This is a genomic window from Streptomyces sp. Ru71 (genome assembly GCF_002920535.1).
Classification (GTDB): Bacteria; Actinomycetota; Actinomycetes; order Streptomycetales; family Streptomycetaceae; genus Streptomyces.
The window spans coordinates 1-16,771 of sequence record NZ_PQSS01000119.1; the positions used below are offsets into that span (position 1 = coordinate 1).

Annotated in this window: 14 protein-coding genes and 2 pseudogenes; 8 read left to right on the forward strand and 8 right to left on the reverse strand. The window is 71.5% G+C overall.

The genetic code is table 11. The annotated features are described in order from the left end of the window. Positions 1-58: 58 nt before the first annotated feature. Positions 59-1,645 carry a streptophobe family protein gene (locus C3489_RS36255; protein WP_219822007.1) on the reverse strand — a complete coding sequence of 529 codons (1,587 nt, stop codon included), beginning with the start codon at positions 1,643-1,645 and terminating at the stop codon, positions 59-61. 240 nt (positions 1,646-1,885) lie between these two features. Here C3489_RS36255 and C3489_RS36260 point away from each other — a divergent pair, with 240 nt between their 5' ends. After that, positions 1,886-4,423 carry an FHA domain-containing protein gene (locus C3489_RS36260; RefSeq protein WP_181139984.1) on the forward strand — a complete coding sequence of 846 codons (2,538 nt, stop codon included), beginning with the start codon at positions 1,886-1,888 and terminating at the stop codon, positions 4,421-4,423. Between the two features lie 123 nt (positions 4,424-4,546). Here the strand turns inward: C3489_RS36260 and C3489_RS36265 are convergent, their stop codons facing one another. The 3 genes and pseudogenes from C3489_RS36265 to C3489_RS36275 form a co-directional block, all read right to left on the reverse strand. After that, a complete protein-coding gene (locus tag C3489_RS36265; protein ID WP_103786400.1) occupies positions 4,547-5,320 on the reverse strand; it encodes a transglycosylase SLT domain-containing protein in 774 nt (257 codons plus the stop codon). 299 nt (positions 5,321-5,619) lie between these two features. Next, a pseudogene (locus C3489_RS36270) lies at positions 5,620-6,703 on the reverse strand (S-adenosylmethionine:tRNA ribosyltransferase-isomerase). Beyond that, a complete protein-coding gene (locus tag C3489_RS36275) occupies positions 6,700-7,398 on the reverse strand; it encodes an SDR family oxidoreductase (protein WP_103786401.1) in 699 nt (232 codons plus the stop codon). The pseudogene C3489_RS36270 and the gene C3489_RS36275 overlap by 4 nt, the downstream one beginning before the upstream one ends. 215 nt (positions 7,399-7,613) lie before the next feature. On the opposite strand from C3489_RS36275, the pseudogene C3489_RS36280 reads away from it, so the two are divergent. The 3 genes and pseudogenes from C3489_RS36280 to chpE all read left to right on the forward strand — a co-directional run bounded on the left by C3489_RS36280 (position 7,614) and on the right by chpE (position 9,784). Further along, positions 7,614-8,758: pseudogene (locus C3489_RS36280) on the forward strand (GAF domain-containing sensor histidine kinase). Next, a complete protein-coding gene (locus tag C3489_RS36285) occupies positions 8,751-9,392 on the forward strand; it encodes a response regulator transcription factor (RefSeq protein WP_103786402.1) in 642 nt (213 codons plus the stop codon). Before C3489_RS36280 ends, C3489_RS36285 begins: the two are co-directional and overlap by 8 nt. Positions 9,393-9,538: 146 nt before the next feature. Then, complete coding sequence (gene chpE / locus C3489_RS36290; RefSeq protein ID WP_103786403.1) at positions 9,539-9,784, forward strand: chaplin ChpE; 246 nt, start codon at positions 9,539-9,541, stop codon at positions 9,782-9,784. Between the two features lie 483 nt (positions 9,785-10,267). Here chpE and C3489_RS36295 read toward each other — a convergent pair whose 3' ends face one another. Next, a complete protein-coding gene (locus C3489_RS36295; RefSeq protein WP_103786404.1) occupies positions 10,268-11,047 on the reverse strand; it encodes a hypothetical protein in 780 nt (259 codons plus the stop codon). A gap of 150 nt (positions 11,048-11,197) precedes the next feature. On the opposite strand from C3489_RS36295, the gene C3489_RS36300 reads away from it, so the two are divergent. The 3 genes from C3489_RS36300 (at position 11,198) to C3489_RS36310 (ending at position 13,589) form a co-directional block, all read left to right on the forward strand. Continuing rightward, the gene (locus C3489_RS36300) at positions 11,198-11,995 is read left to right on the forward strand and encodes an ABC transporter ATP-binding protein (RefSeq protein WP_103786405.1); all 798 of its coding nucleotides are present in this window, start codon (positions 11,198-11,200) and stop codon (positions 11,993-11,995) included. 60 nt (positions 11,996-12,055) lie between these two features. Beyond that, the gene (locus C3489_RS36305; RefSeq protein ID WP_103786406.1) at positions 12,056-12,487 is read left to right on the forward strand and encodes an NfeD family protein; all 432 of its coding nucleotides are present in this window, start codon (positions 12,056-12,058) and stop codon (positions 12,485-12,487) included. Positions 12,488-12,641: 154 nt separating this feature from the next. After that, complete coding sequence (locus C3489_RS36310) at positions 12,642-13,589, forward strand: SPFH domain-containing protein (protein ID WP_103786407.1); 948 nt, start codon at positions 12,642-12,644, stop codon at positions 13,587-13,589. A 116-nt stretch (positions 13,590-13,705) separates the two neighbouring features. Here the strand turns inward: C3489_RS36310 and C3489_RS36315 are convergent, their stop codons facing one another. The 3 genes from C3489_RS36315 to C3489_RS36325 all read right to left on the reverse strand — a co-directional run bounded on the left by C3489_RS36315 (position 13,706) and on the right by C3489_RS36325 (position 15,719). Beyond that, on the reverse strand, positions 13,706-14,212 hold the full coding sequence (locus tag C3489_RS36315; protein ID WP_103786408.1) for an HNH endonuclease: 507 nt from the start codon (positions 14,210-14,212) through the stop codon (positions 13,706-13,708). A gap of 144 nt (positions 14,213-14,356) precedes the next feature. Next, complete coding sequence (locus tag C3489_RS36320) at positions 14,357-14,896, reverse strand: YbhB/YbcL family Raf kinase inhibitor-like protein (protein WP_103786409.1); 540 nt, start codon at positions 14,894-14,896, stop codon at positions 14,357-14,359. Positions 14,897-14,936: 40 nt separating this feature from the next. Continuing rightward, positions 14,937-15,719 (reverse strand): sporulation protein, encoded by a 783-nt coding sequence (locus C3489_RS36325; RefSeq protein WP_103786410.1) that lies wholly within the window; start codon positions 15,717-15,719, stop codon positions 14,937-14,939. Between the two features lie 136 nt (positions 15,720-15,855). Between C3489_RS36325 and C3489_RS36330 the strand changes: the two genes are divergently transcribed. Continuing rightward, complete coding sequence (locus C3489_RS36330) at positions 15,856-16,506, forward strand: DNA-3-methyladenine glycosylase (protein WP_103786411.1); 651 nt, start codon at positions 15,856-15,858, stop codon at positions 16,504-16,506. Positions 16,507-16,771: the final 265 nt, after the last annotated feature.

Sequence of the window (16,771 nt, forward strand, 5' to 3'; positions counted from 1 at the left end):
CGCCGCCCTCCGGCGCCCGCACAGACCCGAACGCCCCCCAGCACCGGCCCAGCGCCGGTCACCCCGCCGCCTCCCTCTGCCCCGCCGGGCCCAGAAGCCCACCCGGCCCAGACGGTCCCCGCCGCCTGCTCAGCGTCCGACGCCCCGCCGGCCCCCGGCGGCCATCCGGCCCGGGCCCCGGCCGCCCCCAGCGTCCGGGCACCGTCGGGTGCACTGTCGGCTCGTGACCGCAGGTCTGGCCCCGGCTCCCAGCCCGCCCCCGGCGCCCCCTGCGGCGCCTGGTCCCCCTGCCCGGCCCCGGCTCCCCACCTGGCCCCGAAGCCCACCCGGCCCCGATGGCCCCCGGCGTCCGTCCGGCGCCCGGCACCTCGCCGGCTCCTGGCCACCTGCCGACTCCCGGAGCCCATCCCGCCCCGGCGTCTCCCGCCGCCCGCTCAGCGTCCGGCGCCCCGTCCACCCCCGGCGCCCGCAAGCCCCCCGAACCCCCCGCTCCCCGCACCCGCACCGACACCCGCGCCCCCGCCCCCGGTACCCGGGCCCCCGGCACCCGCACCCCCGTAAGCACCCCCGCCAGCAGCATCAGCAGTGCCGCGCCCACCGGCAGCAGCCATACGCGGTCGTCCAGGTCCGCCAGGCGGGCCACCGTCACCGCGCGGTCGGTGCCCGCGCCGAGGAGGTCGTCCAGCGGGTGGGGCAGGACGTGGGTCAGTGCGCCGGTCGCTCCGCCCTCCCACGGGACGAACAGGCCGAGCGGGACCCCGAGCCAGACCCCGTTGGGGGCGCCGAGCAGCGCCGCGCCCGCGATCCGGCGCGGATGGTCGTCGCCCACCGCCGCGTACGCCGCCGCCGCGAGCCCCGCGGCCACGGCCACCAGCAGGACGGTCACGAGCGCGGAGGCAGCCGGCCGCACCACCCGGTGCACGGCCTCCCAGCCGCGCGGCAGCGGTGTGCGCCGCGACGCCAGCAGCGCGACGAGCAGCACCCCGGCCGCCCAGCCGAGTCCGCCGAGCAGCGTCGGCGCCGTGTCGACCGTGAAGCCCACCGCCGCCTTGGCGTGGATCAGGTCGCCGATCCGGTCCGGCAGCTCCGCGCCCCCGATGTCCCCGACGTCGCCCAGCCCGGGGATCTCCAGGCCACCGCCGCCACCGCCCGGCAGCCGGGACGGCCCGAGCACATCTCCGTCGAGGGTGACGACATCGTGCCCCGCCCACGCCAGCACCCCCATCAGCCCGGTGAACAGCACCAGCACCGCACCGACGCGCGCGAGGAGTTCGGCTAGTGCGACGACAACTCCCGCCGCCCGCAAGGACCGTAGGAAGAACCACGACAGCAGCAGCGCGCCGACCAGACTCACCCCGAGTGGCGTGATCTCGATGGCCGTGTGTGCCTCGGCTCCCGACAGCCCGAACACCGACACATCACCGGACGGACGGACCGCACCACCCGCCCCGAGCGCCACCACCGCCGCGGTCATCGGCCCCAACGAGCCCGCCGTATCAGCCCCGAGGAGATGCAACCCGAGCGCGGCCGTGCCCGCCATCCCCGCGAACGCCCAGCTCACGGCGGCGACCGAGGCCAACAGCACGTCCGTCCAGGGCACCTTGGCGCCGTACTCCCCGCTCCCTGCGCCCGCAGCGAAGCTCATGGCAGACCCCCCGATCCGCGCCGCGGCGCGAGCCGCGCTTGTCCCCCTCACGGAGGGATTACCACTCTCCGCCCCGGTTTCGACCGCGTCAACGGCCCCGGCCGAGACGCTCGCGCGCGCTCTTCACAAGGCCCGACTTTCGGTCAGAGGCCCGCTCCTGAAATAGTTCCCCCCGATGTTCGACATCCCTAGACTCCCTGCGATGGGGGTAACTCGGGGGACAACTCAGTGGGGCATGGAGTGCCGGAACTCGTACTGGAATCAAACGGACGTACCTGGACGCTCGATCCATCCAGGGCATACACCCTCGGACGAGATCCGCAGGGCGACATCGTCTTCGACGACGCCAGGGTCTCCTGGCGCCACGCCACGGTCAGCTTCAACGGCCGCAGTTGGGTGATCGAGGACCACGGCAGCACCAACGGCACGTTCGTGCAGGGCCAGCGGATCCACCACGTGGAACTGGGCCCCGGCACGTCGGTGAACCTGGGCAACGCCACCGACGGACCGCTGCTGAACCTGACCGGCGCCGCCGCCCCGGTCGCGCAGCCCCAGCAGCAGCCGTACGCCGCACAGGCGGCCAACCCGGCCTGGCCTCAGCCGCAGACGGCTCCACCGCAGCAGCAGCCGCAGGCGGAGTGGCAGCAGGCCCAGGGCGTCCCGCAGCAGCAGGCCGCGGGCATCCCGCAGCAGGCCGGCCCGGCGCACGCGCCGTACACGCCCGGTGGTGGCGCGGGGGCCCCGCCGGTCTACGGCGACCGCAGCCCCACCACGTTCCACCAGTTCTCCCTCGGCCGCGTGATGCGCATCGGCCGCGCCCTGGAGAACGACCTGGTGGTCTCCGACCTCCAGGTATCCCGCCACCACGCCGAGTTCCACTCCACGCCCGACGGGCGCATGGAGATCCGCGACCTCGGCTCGCACAACGGCACGTACGTCAACGGCCAGCCGATCGCCAAGGGCGGCTCGCAGCTGCTCGGCCCGACCGACATCGTCGGCGTCGGCCACTCGACGTTCCGGATCGTCGGCGACCGGCTGGAGGAGTTCGTCGACACCGGTGAGGTGTCCTTCTCCGCCCGCCACCTGACTGTCACCGTCGACGGCGGCAAGCAGATCCTCAAGGACGTCTCCTTCGGCGTCCCGGAGAAGTCGCTGATCGCGGTCATCGGCCCGTCCGGTTCCGGCAAGTCGACGCTGCTCAAGGCGCTGACCGGCTACCGCCCGGCCGACCAGGGCGAGGTGCTGTACGACAACCGCAACCTCTACAAGCAGTTCGCCGAGCTGCGCCAGCGCATCGGTCTGGTCCCGCAGGACGACATCCTGCACAAGGAGCTGACCGTCAAGAAGGCCCTGAAGTACGCGGCCAAGCTGCGCTTCCCGGCCGACACCACGGCCGCCGAGCGCGACGCCCGTATCGACGAGGTGCTGCGCGAGCTGAAGCTCGACATCCACAAGGACAAGAAGGTCACGTCCCTGTCCGGCGGCCAGCGCAAGCGTGTCTCGGTGGCCCTGGAGCTGCTGACCAAGCCGTCGCTGATCTTCCTGGACGAGCCGACCTCCGGTCTCGACCCGGGCATGGACCGTGACGTCATGCAGCTGCTGCGCGGCCTCGCCGACGACGGCCGCACGGTCCTCGTCGTCACCCACTCGGTGGCCGAGCTGGCCCTGTGCGACAAGCTGCTGGTGATGGCGCCGGGCGGCGCGGTCGCCTACTTCGGCCCGCCCGAGGAGGCGCTGAACTTCTTCGGCTACGACACCTGGGCCGACGTCTTCTCCGCGTTCGAGAACTACCGCGACTACGACTGGGCGGGCCGCTGGAAGGGCTCGCAGCACTACCAGATGTACGCCGCGGACATCGACGCCGTCGCGCCGCAGGCCGTACAGGTCCCGCCGATGCAGGCGATGAAGCCGCCCAAGCCGCAGGGCTGGATGTCGCAGTGGGTCACCCTGGTGCGCCGCTACGTCTCCGTGATCGCCTCGGACAAGGGCTTCCTCGCCCTGATGGTGATCCTGCCGGCCGTCCTCGGCGCCGTCAGCCTGCTGATCGACGCGGACAAGGGCCTGCTGCCCAACCCGGTCAACCCGCAGACCGGCCGGATCATCCCCAACGGCACCGCGACCACGGTCCTGCTGATCCTCGCGGTCGGCGCGTGCTTCGCCGGCGCCGCCAACTCCGTACGTGAGCTGATCAAGGAACGGGTGATCTACGAGCGCGAGCGCGCGACCGGCCTGTCCCGGTCGGCGTATCTGATGTCGAAGGTCTTCGTGCTCGGCCTGATCACCATGGGCCAGGGCCTGATGGTCGGTGTGATCGGCTTCGCCAGCCGGGAGATCCCCTCCGAGGGCCTGGTCCTCGGCAGCGCCACGCTGATCGAGCTCTCCGTGCCGATCATGGCGCTGGGCTTCACCTCGATGATGTTCGGCCTGATCATCTCCTCGCTGGTGAAGACCGCCGAGAAGACGATGCCGCTGCTGGTGATGTTCGCGATCATCCAGGTGGTGTTCACGGGCTGCCTGTTCACCCTGCACGGCTCGATCGGCGTCAACGAGTTCTCGTATCTGATGCCGTCGCGCTGGGCGGTGGCCGCCGCCGGTGCCACGCTGGACTTCAACAAGATCAGCCCGCCGGAGAAGGCCGGCGAGACCGACCCGCTGTGGGACCACACGGTCGGCGCCTGGGGCCTGGACATGGTCGCGCTGATCGCGCTCGGCGTGGTCTGCGGCTTCTTCGTGGCGCGCTTCCTGCGCCGCCACGAGCCGGAGGTCATGCGCAAGTAGGCCGCGCAAACCCCCGAAGGGCGGCACCCCGTCAGTTGGGTGCCGCCCTTCGGCGTTTTTCGATCCGCGAGAGCCGTGTCGTCGCGGATCCGTCGCGAGTGCGAGAAGAGGTCCGCGCCGACCTCAGTACGCGCTGTTGACGTTGTCCATGGAGCCGTAGCGGTCGGCCGCGTAGTTGCAGGCGGCGGTGATGTTGGCGACCGGGTCGTAGATGTTCCAGGACGTGCCGGGCACGTGGTAGGCCTTGAAGGTCGGCGGGATGACCTGCAGCAGACCCTTCGACGGGATGCCGTTGATGGCGTTGATGTCCCAGTCGTTGATGGCCATCGGGTTGCCGGAGGACTCCCGCATGATGTTGCGGTGGATGCCGGAGTAGGAGCCGGGGATGCCGCGCTTCTTCATGATGTCGAGCGACTCACGGATCCAGCCGTCGAGGTTGTTCGGGTAGCTCTTCTTGACCACGTGCGGCTTGATCGCGGGACGCTTGGCGGCGCGGCTCGCGGCCTCCTTGGCCTTGCGCAGCGCCTCGGCCTTCTTGGCGGCGGCGGCCTTCTTCGCGGCCTCGGCCTGCTTCAGGGCCTCCGCCTTCTTCGCGGCGGCGGCCTTCTGGGCGGCCTCGGCCTGCTTCTTCGCGGCGATCTGCTGGGCCTTGAGGTCGGCGTTGGCGAGCTGGTCGGTGATGCTCGCCTTGACGTCCTTGATCTGCTCGGTGCTGTAGGCGACCTTCACGGGCGCGGCGGCGGCCTCGCTGGTGACCGCGGTCTTGCCCTCGGCACTGCTGGGCACCGCGGAGATGGCGATGGCGGTGGCGCCGAGGACGCCGACACCGGCGATCGCGATCTTGTTGCGCTTGGTCAGGGAGCGACTATAGAGACGAGCGGAAATGTTCTTGGGCATGCGTAACGGACCTCTTCGAATAGCGCGGAGGTCGCTCACGTCCTGCGGGGGACTACGGGCACTTCCCGCACGAACGCCGCGAGCGGTGAGCCCGCGGCGCTGAGCGACGAAGCAATTCTTAGCGGCCGCAAAATTCGGTGGCAAAGGTGTGACGTACGAAGCCGGATAGTGGATCAGGGAACGGCAAAACGGGACAGATTGGACTGTCTGCCCCGGTTGCGCGTACCTGTTGTCCTCCTAATCCCGTTCGTACGTGATGCAGGCCCTATGCGCGGGCTCACATCGGCGGCCCAGCCGTCTCACAGGCAGTTGCTGGAGCAATGCACTGTGTGAGGGTCCTCCACCGGCAGGATGAGATGCACGTCCCCGAACTCGTGCCACAGGTACCGCCCGCGCAGCGCCTCCTCATACGCAAGGCCCACCGCGGGCCGCCCCGCGAGCGCCTCCAGCATCAGAAGATGCGAGGCCTGCGGCTCGTGCAGCCCGGTCAGCAGCCCGTCCACCGCCCGCCCCCCGCGCTCGGGGCCCACCACCAGATCCGTCCACCCCTCACGCGCGCGCACGACCCCGTCGGCGCCCACCGCCGACTCCACGGCCCGCACCGCGGTCGTCCCCACGGCGATCACCCGCCCCTCACCGGCCCGGACGGCGTTGATCAGCCGAGCGGACGCCTCCGGTACCGAGAACCGCTCCGGATACGGCGGCTCGTGCGCCTCCGCCGACGCCACCCCCGTGTGCAGCGTCACCGGAGCGAACCCCACCCCCCGGCTCACCAGCTCCGCCACCAGCCGTGCCGTGAAGGGCCGCGCGGCGCTCGGCATCTCCGCACTGCCCGCCCCGTCGGCCGTGGGCAGCGCGAACACCGTCTGGTACGCGGAGAGCGGCTGGTCCCGCTCCGTGTAGGCGTACCGGATGGGCCGCCCGTACGCCCGCATCAGCTCCCGTACGTCCCCGCCGGCCACCCGCGCCCACCACAGCCGGGTCCCCTCCCGGCTCACCGGGGCCTCGACGACCAGCCGCACACCGCCCGGGAGACGCACCTCACCACCCGCGGGCATGCCCGCACGCGCGCGCGTGGTGCCCCTGCCGTCCGGCTCGCGCAGCTCCACCGACCACCGGCCGTCGTCCCCGCGTGGAGAAGTGCACCACCACGCGCGCGTGCCCGAGCCACCCGTCCACCGCGGCCGCCAGCGTCGGCGAGGTGTTCACCACCAGCAGGTCCCCGGCCCGCAGCAGTCGCGGCAGCTCCACGAAGGCGTGGTGCGACACCCGCGTCCCGCGCGACACGAGCAGCCGCACAGCGTCGCGGTCCAGCCCCGGGCCCCGCTGCTCCACCGGCACCCGCGCGGACAGCTCCCCGGGCACCCGCAGCGCGATCGTCACGACCCCTCCCGCAGCTGGACGGCGGTGTACCGCCCGCTGGGCCGGTGCTCGTCCAGCAGCCGCAGCAGCACCGGGGCGATCTCCTCCGGCGCCGGTGTGCCGGTCAGATCCTCACCGGGCTCGGCCGCCGCCAGCATCCCCGTCCGCATCCCGCCCGGATCGGCCCACCACACCCGCAGCTCCGGCTCCTCCACGGCCAGCACCGCCGACAGCTGGTCCAGGGCCGCCTTGGTCGCGCCGTACCCGCCCCAGGTGCGGTACGCCTCCACCGCCGCGTCCGAGCTCACATTCAGTACGGCACCGGCCCGCGCCTGACGCAGCAGCGGCAGCGCCTCCTGCACCAGCGCCAGCGGCGCCACGACGTTCGCCTCCAGCGCGGCCCGGAAACCGTCCAGCGGGTGACTCTCCAGCGGCACCAACGGCTCCACGCCCAGGACACCGGCGTTGTTGACCAGCAGATCGACCCCGCCCAGCTTCCACGCCGCCGACACCAGCTCCGACCGGTGCCGGCCGTCGGTCACGTCCCCGGGCACCGCCTCCACCCGCACCCCGTGCTCCGCGAGCGCCGCCGCCGTCTCCTTCAGCGCGCCGGCACCCCGCGCGTCCAGCGCCAGATCCCAGCCGCGCGCGGCCAGCGCCCCGGCCAGCGCCCGCCCCAGTCCCCTGGACGCGCCCGTGATGATCGCAACCGGCATGACAACCGTCTCCTCGTCCCTCGGCCGCCTCCGCTCGGCGGTGACCTCACCGTAGGAACGCCGGCCCGCCCGCCGCCTCGGACGCGGGCAGCACCTCGCGGGGGTCCTTCGGCCTAGGCGTGGCGCCGGACCCTTCGTCCTAGTCCCCGCGCCCTAGGCGGCCGCCGGTCACAGGTCGGATCCGCGCTGTCGGACCCCGCCGGTACCGTGTGGACATGAGTCAAGGACCCCGGTCCGGCCTCGCCGCGGTGAGCGCCGCGCTGCTGGCCATGAGCAGGCACCTGGAGGTGCGCGACGTCCTGAAGACGATCGTCGCCTCGGCCCGCGAGCTGCTCGACGCGCAGTACGCCGCGCTCGGTGTCCCCGACGACCACGGCGGCTTCGCCCAGTTCGTCGTCGACGGCGTCAGCGAGCAGCAGTGGAAGGCCATCGGCCCGCTGCCGCGCCAGCACGGCATCCTCGCCTCGATGCTGCACGAGGCCCGGCCCGAGCGCCTCGCGGACGTGCGCAAGGACCCCCGCTTCGAGGGCTGGCCGTCCGCCCACCCCGAGCTCGCCGACTTCCTCGGCCTGCCCATCCGCGACGGCGACGAGGTCATCGGCGCGCTGTTCCTCGCCAACAAGAACTGCCCGCGGACGGAGGGCCGGTGCGGCTTCACCGAGGACGACGAGGAACTGCTCGCCATCCTCGCCCAGCACGCGGCGATCGCGCTGACCAACGCCCGGCTCTACGAGCGCAGCCGCGAGCTGACCATCGCCGAGGAACGCTCCCGCCTCGCGCACGAACTGCACGACGCGGTCAGCCAGAAGCTGTTCTCCCTGCGCCTGACCGCCCAGGCCGCCGCCCGCCTCGTCGACCGCGACCCGGCCCGCGCCAAGGGCGAACTGCAGCAGGTGCCGCGCTCGCCGCCGAAGCCGCCGACGAACTGCGCGCGGCGGTTGTCGAGTTGCGCCCCGCCGCGCTCGACGAGGACGGGCTGGTCGCCACCCTGCGCACCCAGATCCAGGTCCTGGACCGCGCCCACAGCGCGCGCGTGACCTTCGCCGCCCGCGGCATCCGGGCCCTGCCCTCCGCCCAGGAGGAGGCGCTGCTGCGGGTCGCCCAGGAGGCCCTGCACAACGCGCTGCGGCACTCGGCGGCCGAGCACGTCGACGTCACCCTGGACCGCCGCGGCCCCGGCGCCGTCCTGCGCGTCACCGACGACGGCACCGGCTTCGACCCGCAGGCGATACGGCGCGCGGGACGCCACCTCGGGCTGGTCTCGATGCGGGACCGGGCGAGCGGGGTCGGCGGCCGGCTGACCGTGGAATCGGCGCCCGGCAAGGGCACCACGATCGAGATGGAGGTCCCCGGTGGCTGACGCAATCAAGGTGCTGCTCGTCGACGACCACCAGGTCGTCCGCCGGGGCCTGCGCACCTTCCTGGAGGTGCAGGACGACATAGAGGTGGTCGGCGAGGCCGCCGACGGCGCCGAAGGCGTCGCCCGCGCCGAGGAGTTGCGGCCGGACGTCGTCCTCATGGACGTCAAGATGCCCGGCATGGACGGCGTGGAGGCACTGCGCAAGCTCCGCGAACTCGACAACCCCGCGCGCGTGCTCATCGTCACCAGCTTCACCGAACAGCGCACGGTGGTGCCGGCCCTGCGCGCCGGCGCCGCCGGGTACGTCTACAAGGACGTGGACCCCGACGCGCTCGCCGGAGCCATCCGTTCCGTGCACGCCGGGCACGTTCTGCTCCAGCCGGAGGTCGCCACCGTGCTGCTCTCCCAGGAGGAGGCCAACGCGGGTCAGGGCAGGGGAGGTTCCCTCACCGAACGCGAACGCGAGGTACTGGGCCTGATAGCGGACGGCCGCTCCAACCGGGAGATCGCCCGGACCCTGGTCCTGTCCGAGAAGACGGTGAAGACCCACGTCTCGAACATCCTCATGAAACTCGACCTGGCGGACCGCACGCAGGCCGCGCTGTGGGCCGTACGTCATGGTCTGTCCGGATGATCGGCAACTCGGAAGGTTCCCCTCCGGACTGAGATTCATACCGTCGTGGGAATGTCCCCCGGATGGCGTATCCCACGGTGGATCTCCGCCGTTCTCCAGTGCGTGCTGCGGCGACTGCCGCGGCGATCGCTAGGAGGGCTCAGAAAGTGAAGAACCTGAAGAAGGCAGCGGCCGTGACGATGGTGGCCGGCGGACTCATCGCCGCCGGTGCGGGCATGGCCTCCGCCACCGAGGGCGCGCACGCCGACGGCACGGCCGTGGGCTCGCCCGGCGTCGTCTCGGGCAACGTCATCCAGGCCCCGGTCCACGTGCCGGTCAACGTCGTCGGCAACAGCGTCAACGTCATCGGCGCCCTGAACCCGGCCTTCGGCAACCTCGGCGTCAACCACTGACCCCACCGCCCCTGGCCCCGACCTCCCGCACAGGGAGGCCGGGGCCAGCCGCGCGCCAGAGGCCAGCAGGGAGGCCGGGGCCAGCCGCGGGTCAGACGCCACACGGGCCACGGTCAACCGCGCCGCATCAGCCGCAGCCAACCGCGCGGCATCAACCTGGCCCGCCGCCCCCAAGCCGCGGCGCCTCAGCCTGGGCCGCCGCCCCCCAAGCCGCGGGCGCCGCGCCCCATCAGCGGGAACCGCCGCCCTCCAAGCCGCGGGCAGTCGTGCCGCAGGGCGGCACGGGTGGGCGCGGCCGGCACCCCGGCAGCGCCGGGCCGCGCTGCCAACCCCTCAGCACCGACCCGGGGCACAGCCGGACCCCGCCCCGCTGAGCCCAGCGACGCCGGTCACCCCGCGACGAACCCCCGCCGAGCCAACCCCAAAGCACCCCGGGCACAAGAGCAACGCACGCTCACCGCACCCCCCGAACGCGCCGCAGGCTCACCGCTCACGCTCCTCCACATACGCGTTGTACGCGGCGACCTGCGCCCGCCGAGCCACCCGCTCCACCGGCCGCAGCGCCTCCGCACGCGCGAACATCTCCCCGGCGCTCACCGCACCCCCGTGCCCCTGCTCCGACGCGAGCGACACCAGCAACCCCACCCGCTGCGCCAGCTCCAGCACCCGCACCGCCCGCGGCGGATACCCCGGCGCCAGCACCTCCCGCCCCCGCTCGGCCCGCGCCCGGTACGCATCGATCGCCGCCTCCGCGACCGGCCCCGACCCGGCGACGTCCAGCCGCGTCAAGGCAGCCGTGGCATCCCGCAGCCCCTCCGCCAGCTCCCGCTCGGCCTCACCCAGCGACGGCACATCGGCCGGCGGCGCCTCCCGCACCGGCAGCACATGCCAGACCACCTCGACATGCACATCACCGTCGGGCCCGGCCTCGTACACCTCCGGCACCAGCCCGAGCCCGCCCCCGTGGCAGATCACCGCCTCCTCGGCCTCCAGCGCCCGCTTGTTGAACTCCGCCGGCCCGCTCAGCCCCAGCGGATGCCCCGGCGCCGGCAGCGCGACCCGCAGCCCGGTCACCCCCAGCGACCGCAGCCGCCCCAGCGCGAGCGTGAGCCCGACCGGAGCGGATTCACCCGGCAGGTCCGCCACCCGATGCACCGCGTCCTCACCCACGATGGCGAGCACGGCGTCATCCGGAGAGACAAGTCCGGCAAGAAGGGCATTTCCCCAAGCAGCAAGGCGACCAGAGCGCGGTTCCACGAGCATGCCCCCCACCCTAAGGACCGGACCGATGGAACGGCTCGCCCGATCGGTGGCGTAGATTCGTTCAGGGCCGCGTCCACCGGCGCGGCGCCAGAGCCACAGGCGTACGCGACAGCCGAGACCGGCCACACTGCAAGGGGAGACAACGCGCTCATGAGCGATGTTCTGGAGCTTCAGGACGTATCCGTGGTCCGCGAGGACCGGGCTCTGGTGGACCAGGTCTCCTGGTCGGTCAAGGAGGGCGAGCGCTGGGTCATCCTCGGCCCGAACGGCGCCGGCAAGACCACCCTCCTCAACGTCGCCTCCAGCTACCTCTACCCCAGCAAGGGCACCGCCACCATCCTCGGCGAGACCCTCGGCAAGCCCGGCACCGACGTCTTCGAACTGCGCCCCCGCATCGGCGTGGCCGGCATCGCCATGGCCGAGAAGCTCCCCAAGCGCCAGACCGTCCTGCAGACCGTCCTCACCGCCGCCTACGGCATGACCGCCACCTGGCACGAGGACTACGAGGAGGTCGACGAGCAGCGCGCCCGCGCCTTCCTCGACCGCCTCGGCATGAGCGACTACCTGGAGCGCCGCTTCGGCACCCTCTCCGAGGGCGAGCGCAAGCGCACCCTCATCGCCCGCGCCCTGATGACCGACCCCGAGCTGCTGCTCCTCGACGAGCCCGCCGCCGGCCTCGACCTCGGCGGCCGCGAGGACCTCGTCCGCCGCCTCGGCCGCCTGGCCCGCGACCCGATCGCCCCCTCCATGATCATGGTCACCCACCATGTCGAGGAGATCCCGCCGGGCTTCACCCACGTCCTCATGATCCGCCAGGGCAAGGTCCTCGCCGCAGGCCCGCTGGAGCTCGAACTCACCTCCCGCAACCTCTCCCTGTGCTTCGGCCTCCCGCTCGTCGTCGAGCAGGTCGGCGACCGCTGGACCGCCCAGGGCCTGCCCCTGGCCTGACCCCGTGCGCCCCGCCCGGCGCCCTGTCCGCGACCGGACCCGCGGCCCTACGATTGCCCTGTGAACGACATCGACGCATGGGTGTGGTGGCTCGTCGGTGCGGCAGCGCTCGGAATCCCGCTCGTGGTCACCGCGATGCCGGAGTTCGGGATGCTCGCCGTGGGCGCCGTCGCCGCGGCGATCGCCGCGGGCTTCGGCCTCGGCGTCGTCGTCCAGGTGCTCGTCTTCCTCGCCGTCTCCGTCGCCCTCATCGCCGTGGTACGGCCCATCGCGGCCCGGCACAGCCGGCAGCGTCCCCAACTCGCCACCGGCGTCGACGCCCTGAAGGGCAGGCAGGCCGTCGTCCTGGAACGCGTCGACGGCTCCGGCGGCCGCATCAAGCTCGCCGGGGAGGTGTGGTCGGCCCGCGCCCTCGACACCGGCCGCGCCTACGAAGTGGGCCAGGAAGTGGACGTCGTGGACATCGAGGGGGCGACCGCGATCGTCATGTGACCTCGTACGACGCGCGACAAGCGACGACCCGGTACGGACTCGACCGAACACCCCACGAGCCCTCCGACGGTCTGTCAGACTCGACCAGCAAGATCTTCAACAGCCATAAGATCTTCCGAAAGCGCCGAGGCGGAGAAGGGTACGGGCAGCGACGATGGAACCGGTCATCATCGTCTTGATCATTCTGGTGGTGTTGGTCTTCATCGCCCTGATCAAGACCATCCAAGTCATCCCGCAGGCCAGCGCCGCCATCGTGGAGCGCTTCGGCCGCTACACGCGGACGCTGAACGCGGGCCTCAACATCGTCGTCCCGTTCATCGACACCATCCGCAACCGCATCGACCTGCGCGAACAGGTCGTCCCCTTCCCGCCGCAGCCGGTGATCACCCAGGACAACCTGGTCGTCAACATCGACACGGTCATCTACTACCAGGTCACCGACGCCCGCGCCGCCACCTACGAGGTCGCCAGCTACATCCAGGCCATCGAGCAGCTCACCGTCACCACGCTGCGCAACATCATCGGCGGCATGGACCTGGAGCGCACCCTCACCTCCCGCGAGGAGATCAACGCGGCCCTGCGCGGCGTCCTCGACGAGGCCACCGGCAAGTGGGGCATCCGCGTCAACCGCGTCGAACTGAAGGCCATCGAACCGCCCACCTCCATCCAGGACTCGATGGAGAAGCAGATGCGCGCCGACCGGGACAAGCGCGCCGCGATCCTCCAGGCCGAAGGTGTCCGGCAGTCCGAGATCCTGCGCGCCGAGGGCGAGAAGCAGTCCCAGATCCTGCGCGCCGAGGGTGAGGCCAAGGCCGCCGCCCTGCGCGCCGAGGGCGAGGCCCAGGCCGTCCGCACGGTCTTCGAGGCCATCCACGCCGGCGACCCCGACCAGAAGCTGCTGTCCTACCAGTACCTGCAGATGCTCCCGAAGATCGCCGAGGGCGACGCCAACAAGCTCTGGATCGTCCCCAGCGAAATCGGCGACGCCCTCAAGGGCCTCTCCGGCGCGATGGGCAACTTCGGCGGCATGGGCGGCGGTTCGGGCAACAGCGGCCCGAACAACAACGGCACGGACCGCCGAGAAAAGCCGTCGATCGACTGAGGGTTCCTCTTGGACCAAGCTGTTCCCCGCACCCACCTCAAGGGGCGCGGGGGACAGCGCGACAAGCCACAACGGACCCGCAGCCGACAACGCACAACAAGCCCTACGGCGAGAGGTCAGGCCGCTTCCCCCGCGAGCCAATCCGGCAGAGCCGCAAGATCATCCGCCCCCAGCGCCAGCAGCATCGCATCGGCCGGCGTCGGCTCGAACGGCTCCCGGAGCAGCCGCATACCGGCCTCCTCCGGCGTCCGGTCGGCCTTGCGGTGGTTGTCCTCCGCACACGCGGCCACCGTGTTCAGCCACGAGTCCTGCCCACCCCGCGACCGAGGCACCACGTGGTCCACGGTCGTGGCCCTGCGCCCGCAGTACCCGCACCGGTGCCTGTCCCGCACCAGCACACCCCGCCTCGACCACGGCGCTTGTCTTCGGAACGGCACCCGTACGTACCGGCACAGCCGGATCACCCGCGGCGCGGGTATGTCCACATCGGCACCGCGCATCCGCAGCTCGGGATGGGCCTGCTCGACGACCGCCTTGTCCTGCAGCACCAGCACGACGGCTCGGTTCAGCGTCACCGTCGACAGCGGTTCGAAGCTGGCATTCAGAACGAGCGTGTCACGCATCAAGCCCACCTCCCGTGTGCACCGGCCCACCCCCCGGCGGGCTTGGATCAACTCTGGACGGGCACGCCGAGATGGACAACGCAATAAAAAATGCCCGCCTCCGATCACTTCCAAGACCAGAGGCGGGCAAACCTTCCGTGAACGTCAGGCTTCCGCGGGCTCCTCGTACTCACCGATCAGCTGCGCACGGGCGATCGTGTGGAACCGCAGATTGAACCCGACAACGGCGGGCGAGGCGTCGGAATCCGGACCGAGCTTCTCCTGGTCCACGGCGTACACCGTGAACACATACCGGTGCGGCCCGTCCCCGGGCGGCGGCGCGGCACCGCCGAAGTCCTTCGTGCCGTAGTCGTTGCGCACCTGGACGGCGCCCTCGGGCAGCCCCTCGAACTTGCCGCTGCCCGCACCCGCCGGCAGCTCGGTGACCGAGGCCGGGATGTCGAACACGGACCAGTGCCAGAACCCGCTGCCCGTCGGGGCGTCCGGGTCGTAGCAGGTCACGGCGAAGCTCTTGGTCTCCGGCGGGAAGCCCTCCCACCGCAGCTGCGGCGAGGTGTTGCCCTTCGCGTAGACCTGAGCGTCCTTGAGGGTCGCCCCCTCCTGGACGTCCTCACTCGTGACAGTGAAGGACGGCACGGGCGGATGGAAGTCGTGGGGGAGCGGCCGCCTCTTGAGCTCGGTCACCTCGATACCTCCTGATCGCTTGCGTTCAGTGGGTCCGAGCCTAGAACCAGTTCCGCTTGGAGCCGACCTCGGACAGCCACTGGTTGAGGTAAGCCGCCCAGTCGGTCCCCTGCCAGTCGTTCAGACCCACCTGGAAGGAGCGGAAGGTGTCGCTGCCCTCGCTGAACAGACCCGGCTTCTTGTCCATCTCCAGGACGACGTCCATACCGTGCGCGTCGGCGACGAAGCTCAGCTCCACCTGGTTCAGGCCCCGGTACTGCGACGGCGGGTAGAACTCGATCTCCTGGTAGAACGGCAGCTGCTGCCGCGTACCCCGGATGTGGCCGCGCTCCATGTCCGCGTTCTTGAAGCGGAAGCCCAGCTGGATGAACGCGTCCAGGATCGCCTTCTGCGCCGGCAGCGGGTGCACGTTGATCGGGTCCAGGTCGCCGGAGTCCACGGCCCGCGCGATCGCCAGCTCGGTGGTCACGCCGATGTGCATGCCGCGCAGCGCCTGCCCGTCGATCATGGTGACCGGCGTCTCCCACGGGATCTCGATCCCGAACGGCACCGCGTGCACCGCACCGGCCTGGAGCTCGAAGGCCCCGCCGAGCCGCACCTTGGTGAACTCGATGTCCTGCTTGTACTCCTGGTCGCCGCTCTCCACCTCGACCTTGGCCTGCAGCCCCACCGACAGACCCTCGATGTCCTGGTTCACGGACCCGCCCTGGATCCGCACCTCACCCTGGACCACACCACCCGGCACCACGTTCACCTCGGTCAGCACGGTCTCGACCGAGGCCCCGCCGGCCCCCAGGCTCGCGAGCAGCTTCTTGAACGCCATGGCTCTCCTCTACGACTGCATCCTTGATCCCTATCAACGCGATCCGGTCGTGGCCGGTTCCGCGCCCTCACCCTGGCAAGCCGCACGCCCCCTGACCACCCCATGACACCGACCGACTCCAGTACGCTCGGAGGGCATGATCGCGAGCCCCGACCGTACGCCTCTGCCGCGCTCCTTCTTCGACCGGCCCGTCCTCGACGTCGCGCCCGACCTCCTCGGCCGCATCCTCGTCCGCTCCACCCCTGACGGCCCGATCGCCCTGCGCCTGACAGAGGTCGAGGCCTACGACGGCCCGAACGACCCCGGCTCCCACGCCTACCGTGGCCAGACCGCCCGCAACAGCGTGATGTTCGGAGAGCCCGGTCATGTGTACGTCTACTTCACCTACGGCATGTGGCACTGCATGAACCTGGTCTGCGGTCCCGTGGGACGAGCCAGCGCCGTCCTCCTCCGCGCCGGCGAGATCATCGAGGGCGCCGAGCTGGCCCGCACCCGTCGGCTGTCGGCCAGGAACGACAAGGAGTTGGCCAAGGGCCCCGCCCGCCTGGCCACCGCCCTGGACGTGGGCCGGGCCCTGGACGGCACGGACGCGTGCGCCGAGGGGGAGACCCCGCTCCGCGTCCTGGCGGGCACGCCCGTCCCCTCCGACCAGGTATGCAACGGCCCTCGCACCGGGGTGGCCGGCGAGGGAGGCGACGGTGACGTCCACCCCTGGCGCTTCTGGGTCGCCAACGACCCGACGGTGAGCCCGTATCGGGCCCACGTGCCGAGGCGGCGCCGGAGTTGACGCGGACCCCGAAGGTGCGTAATGTGGCCCGAGCCGCTGAACCGGGTACGGCGATCGCCTGCAGCCGGAGCGGCCAACCCACTACCTAGCTACAGCCCCTCGGCGGGGTCGATTCTGGTGCGTTCGCGTACCCGAATTCGAACTCGCGAGACTCGATTATGAGTCGCCGAGAGAATGAGCTAACGTAGTGAATGTCGAAAGGGCGGACGGCGAAAGCCGAAAACCCCGAGACAACTCCCGCCGACCGGGAATCGGACGCCGAAAG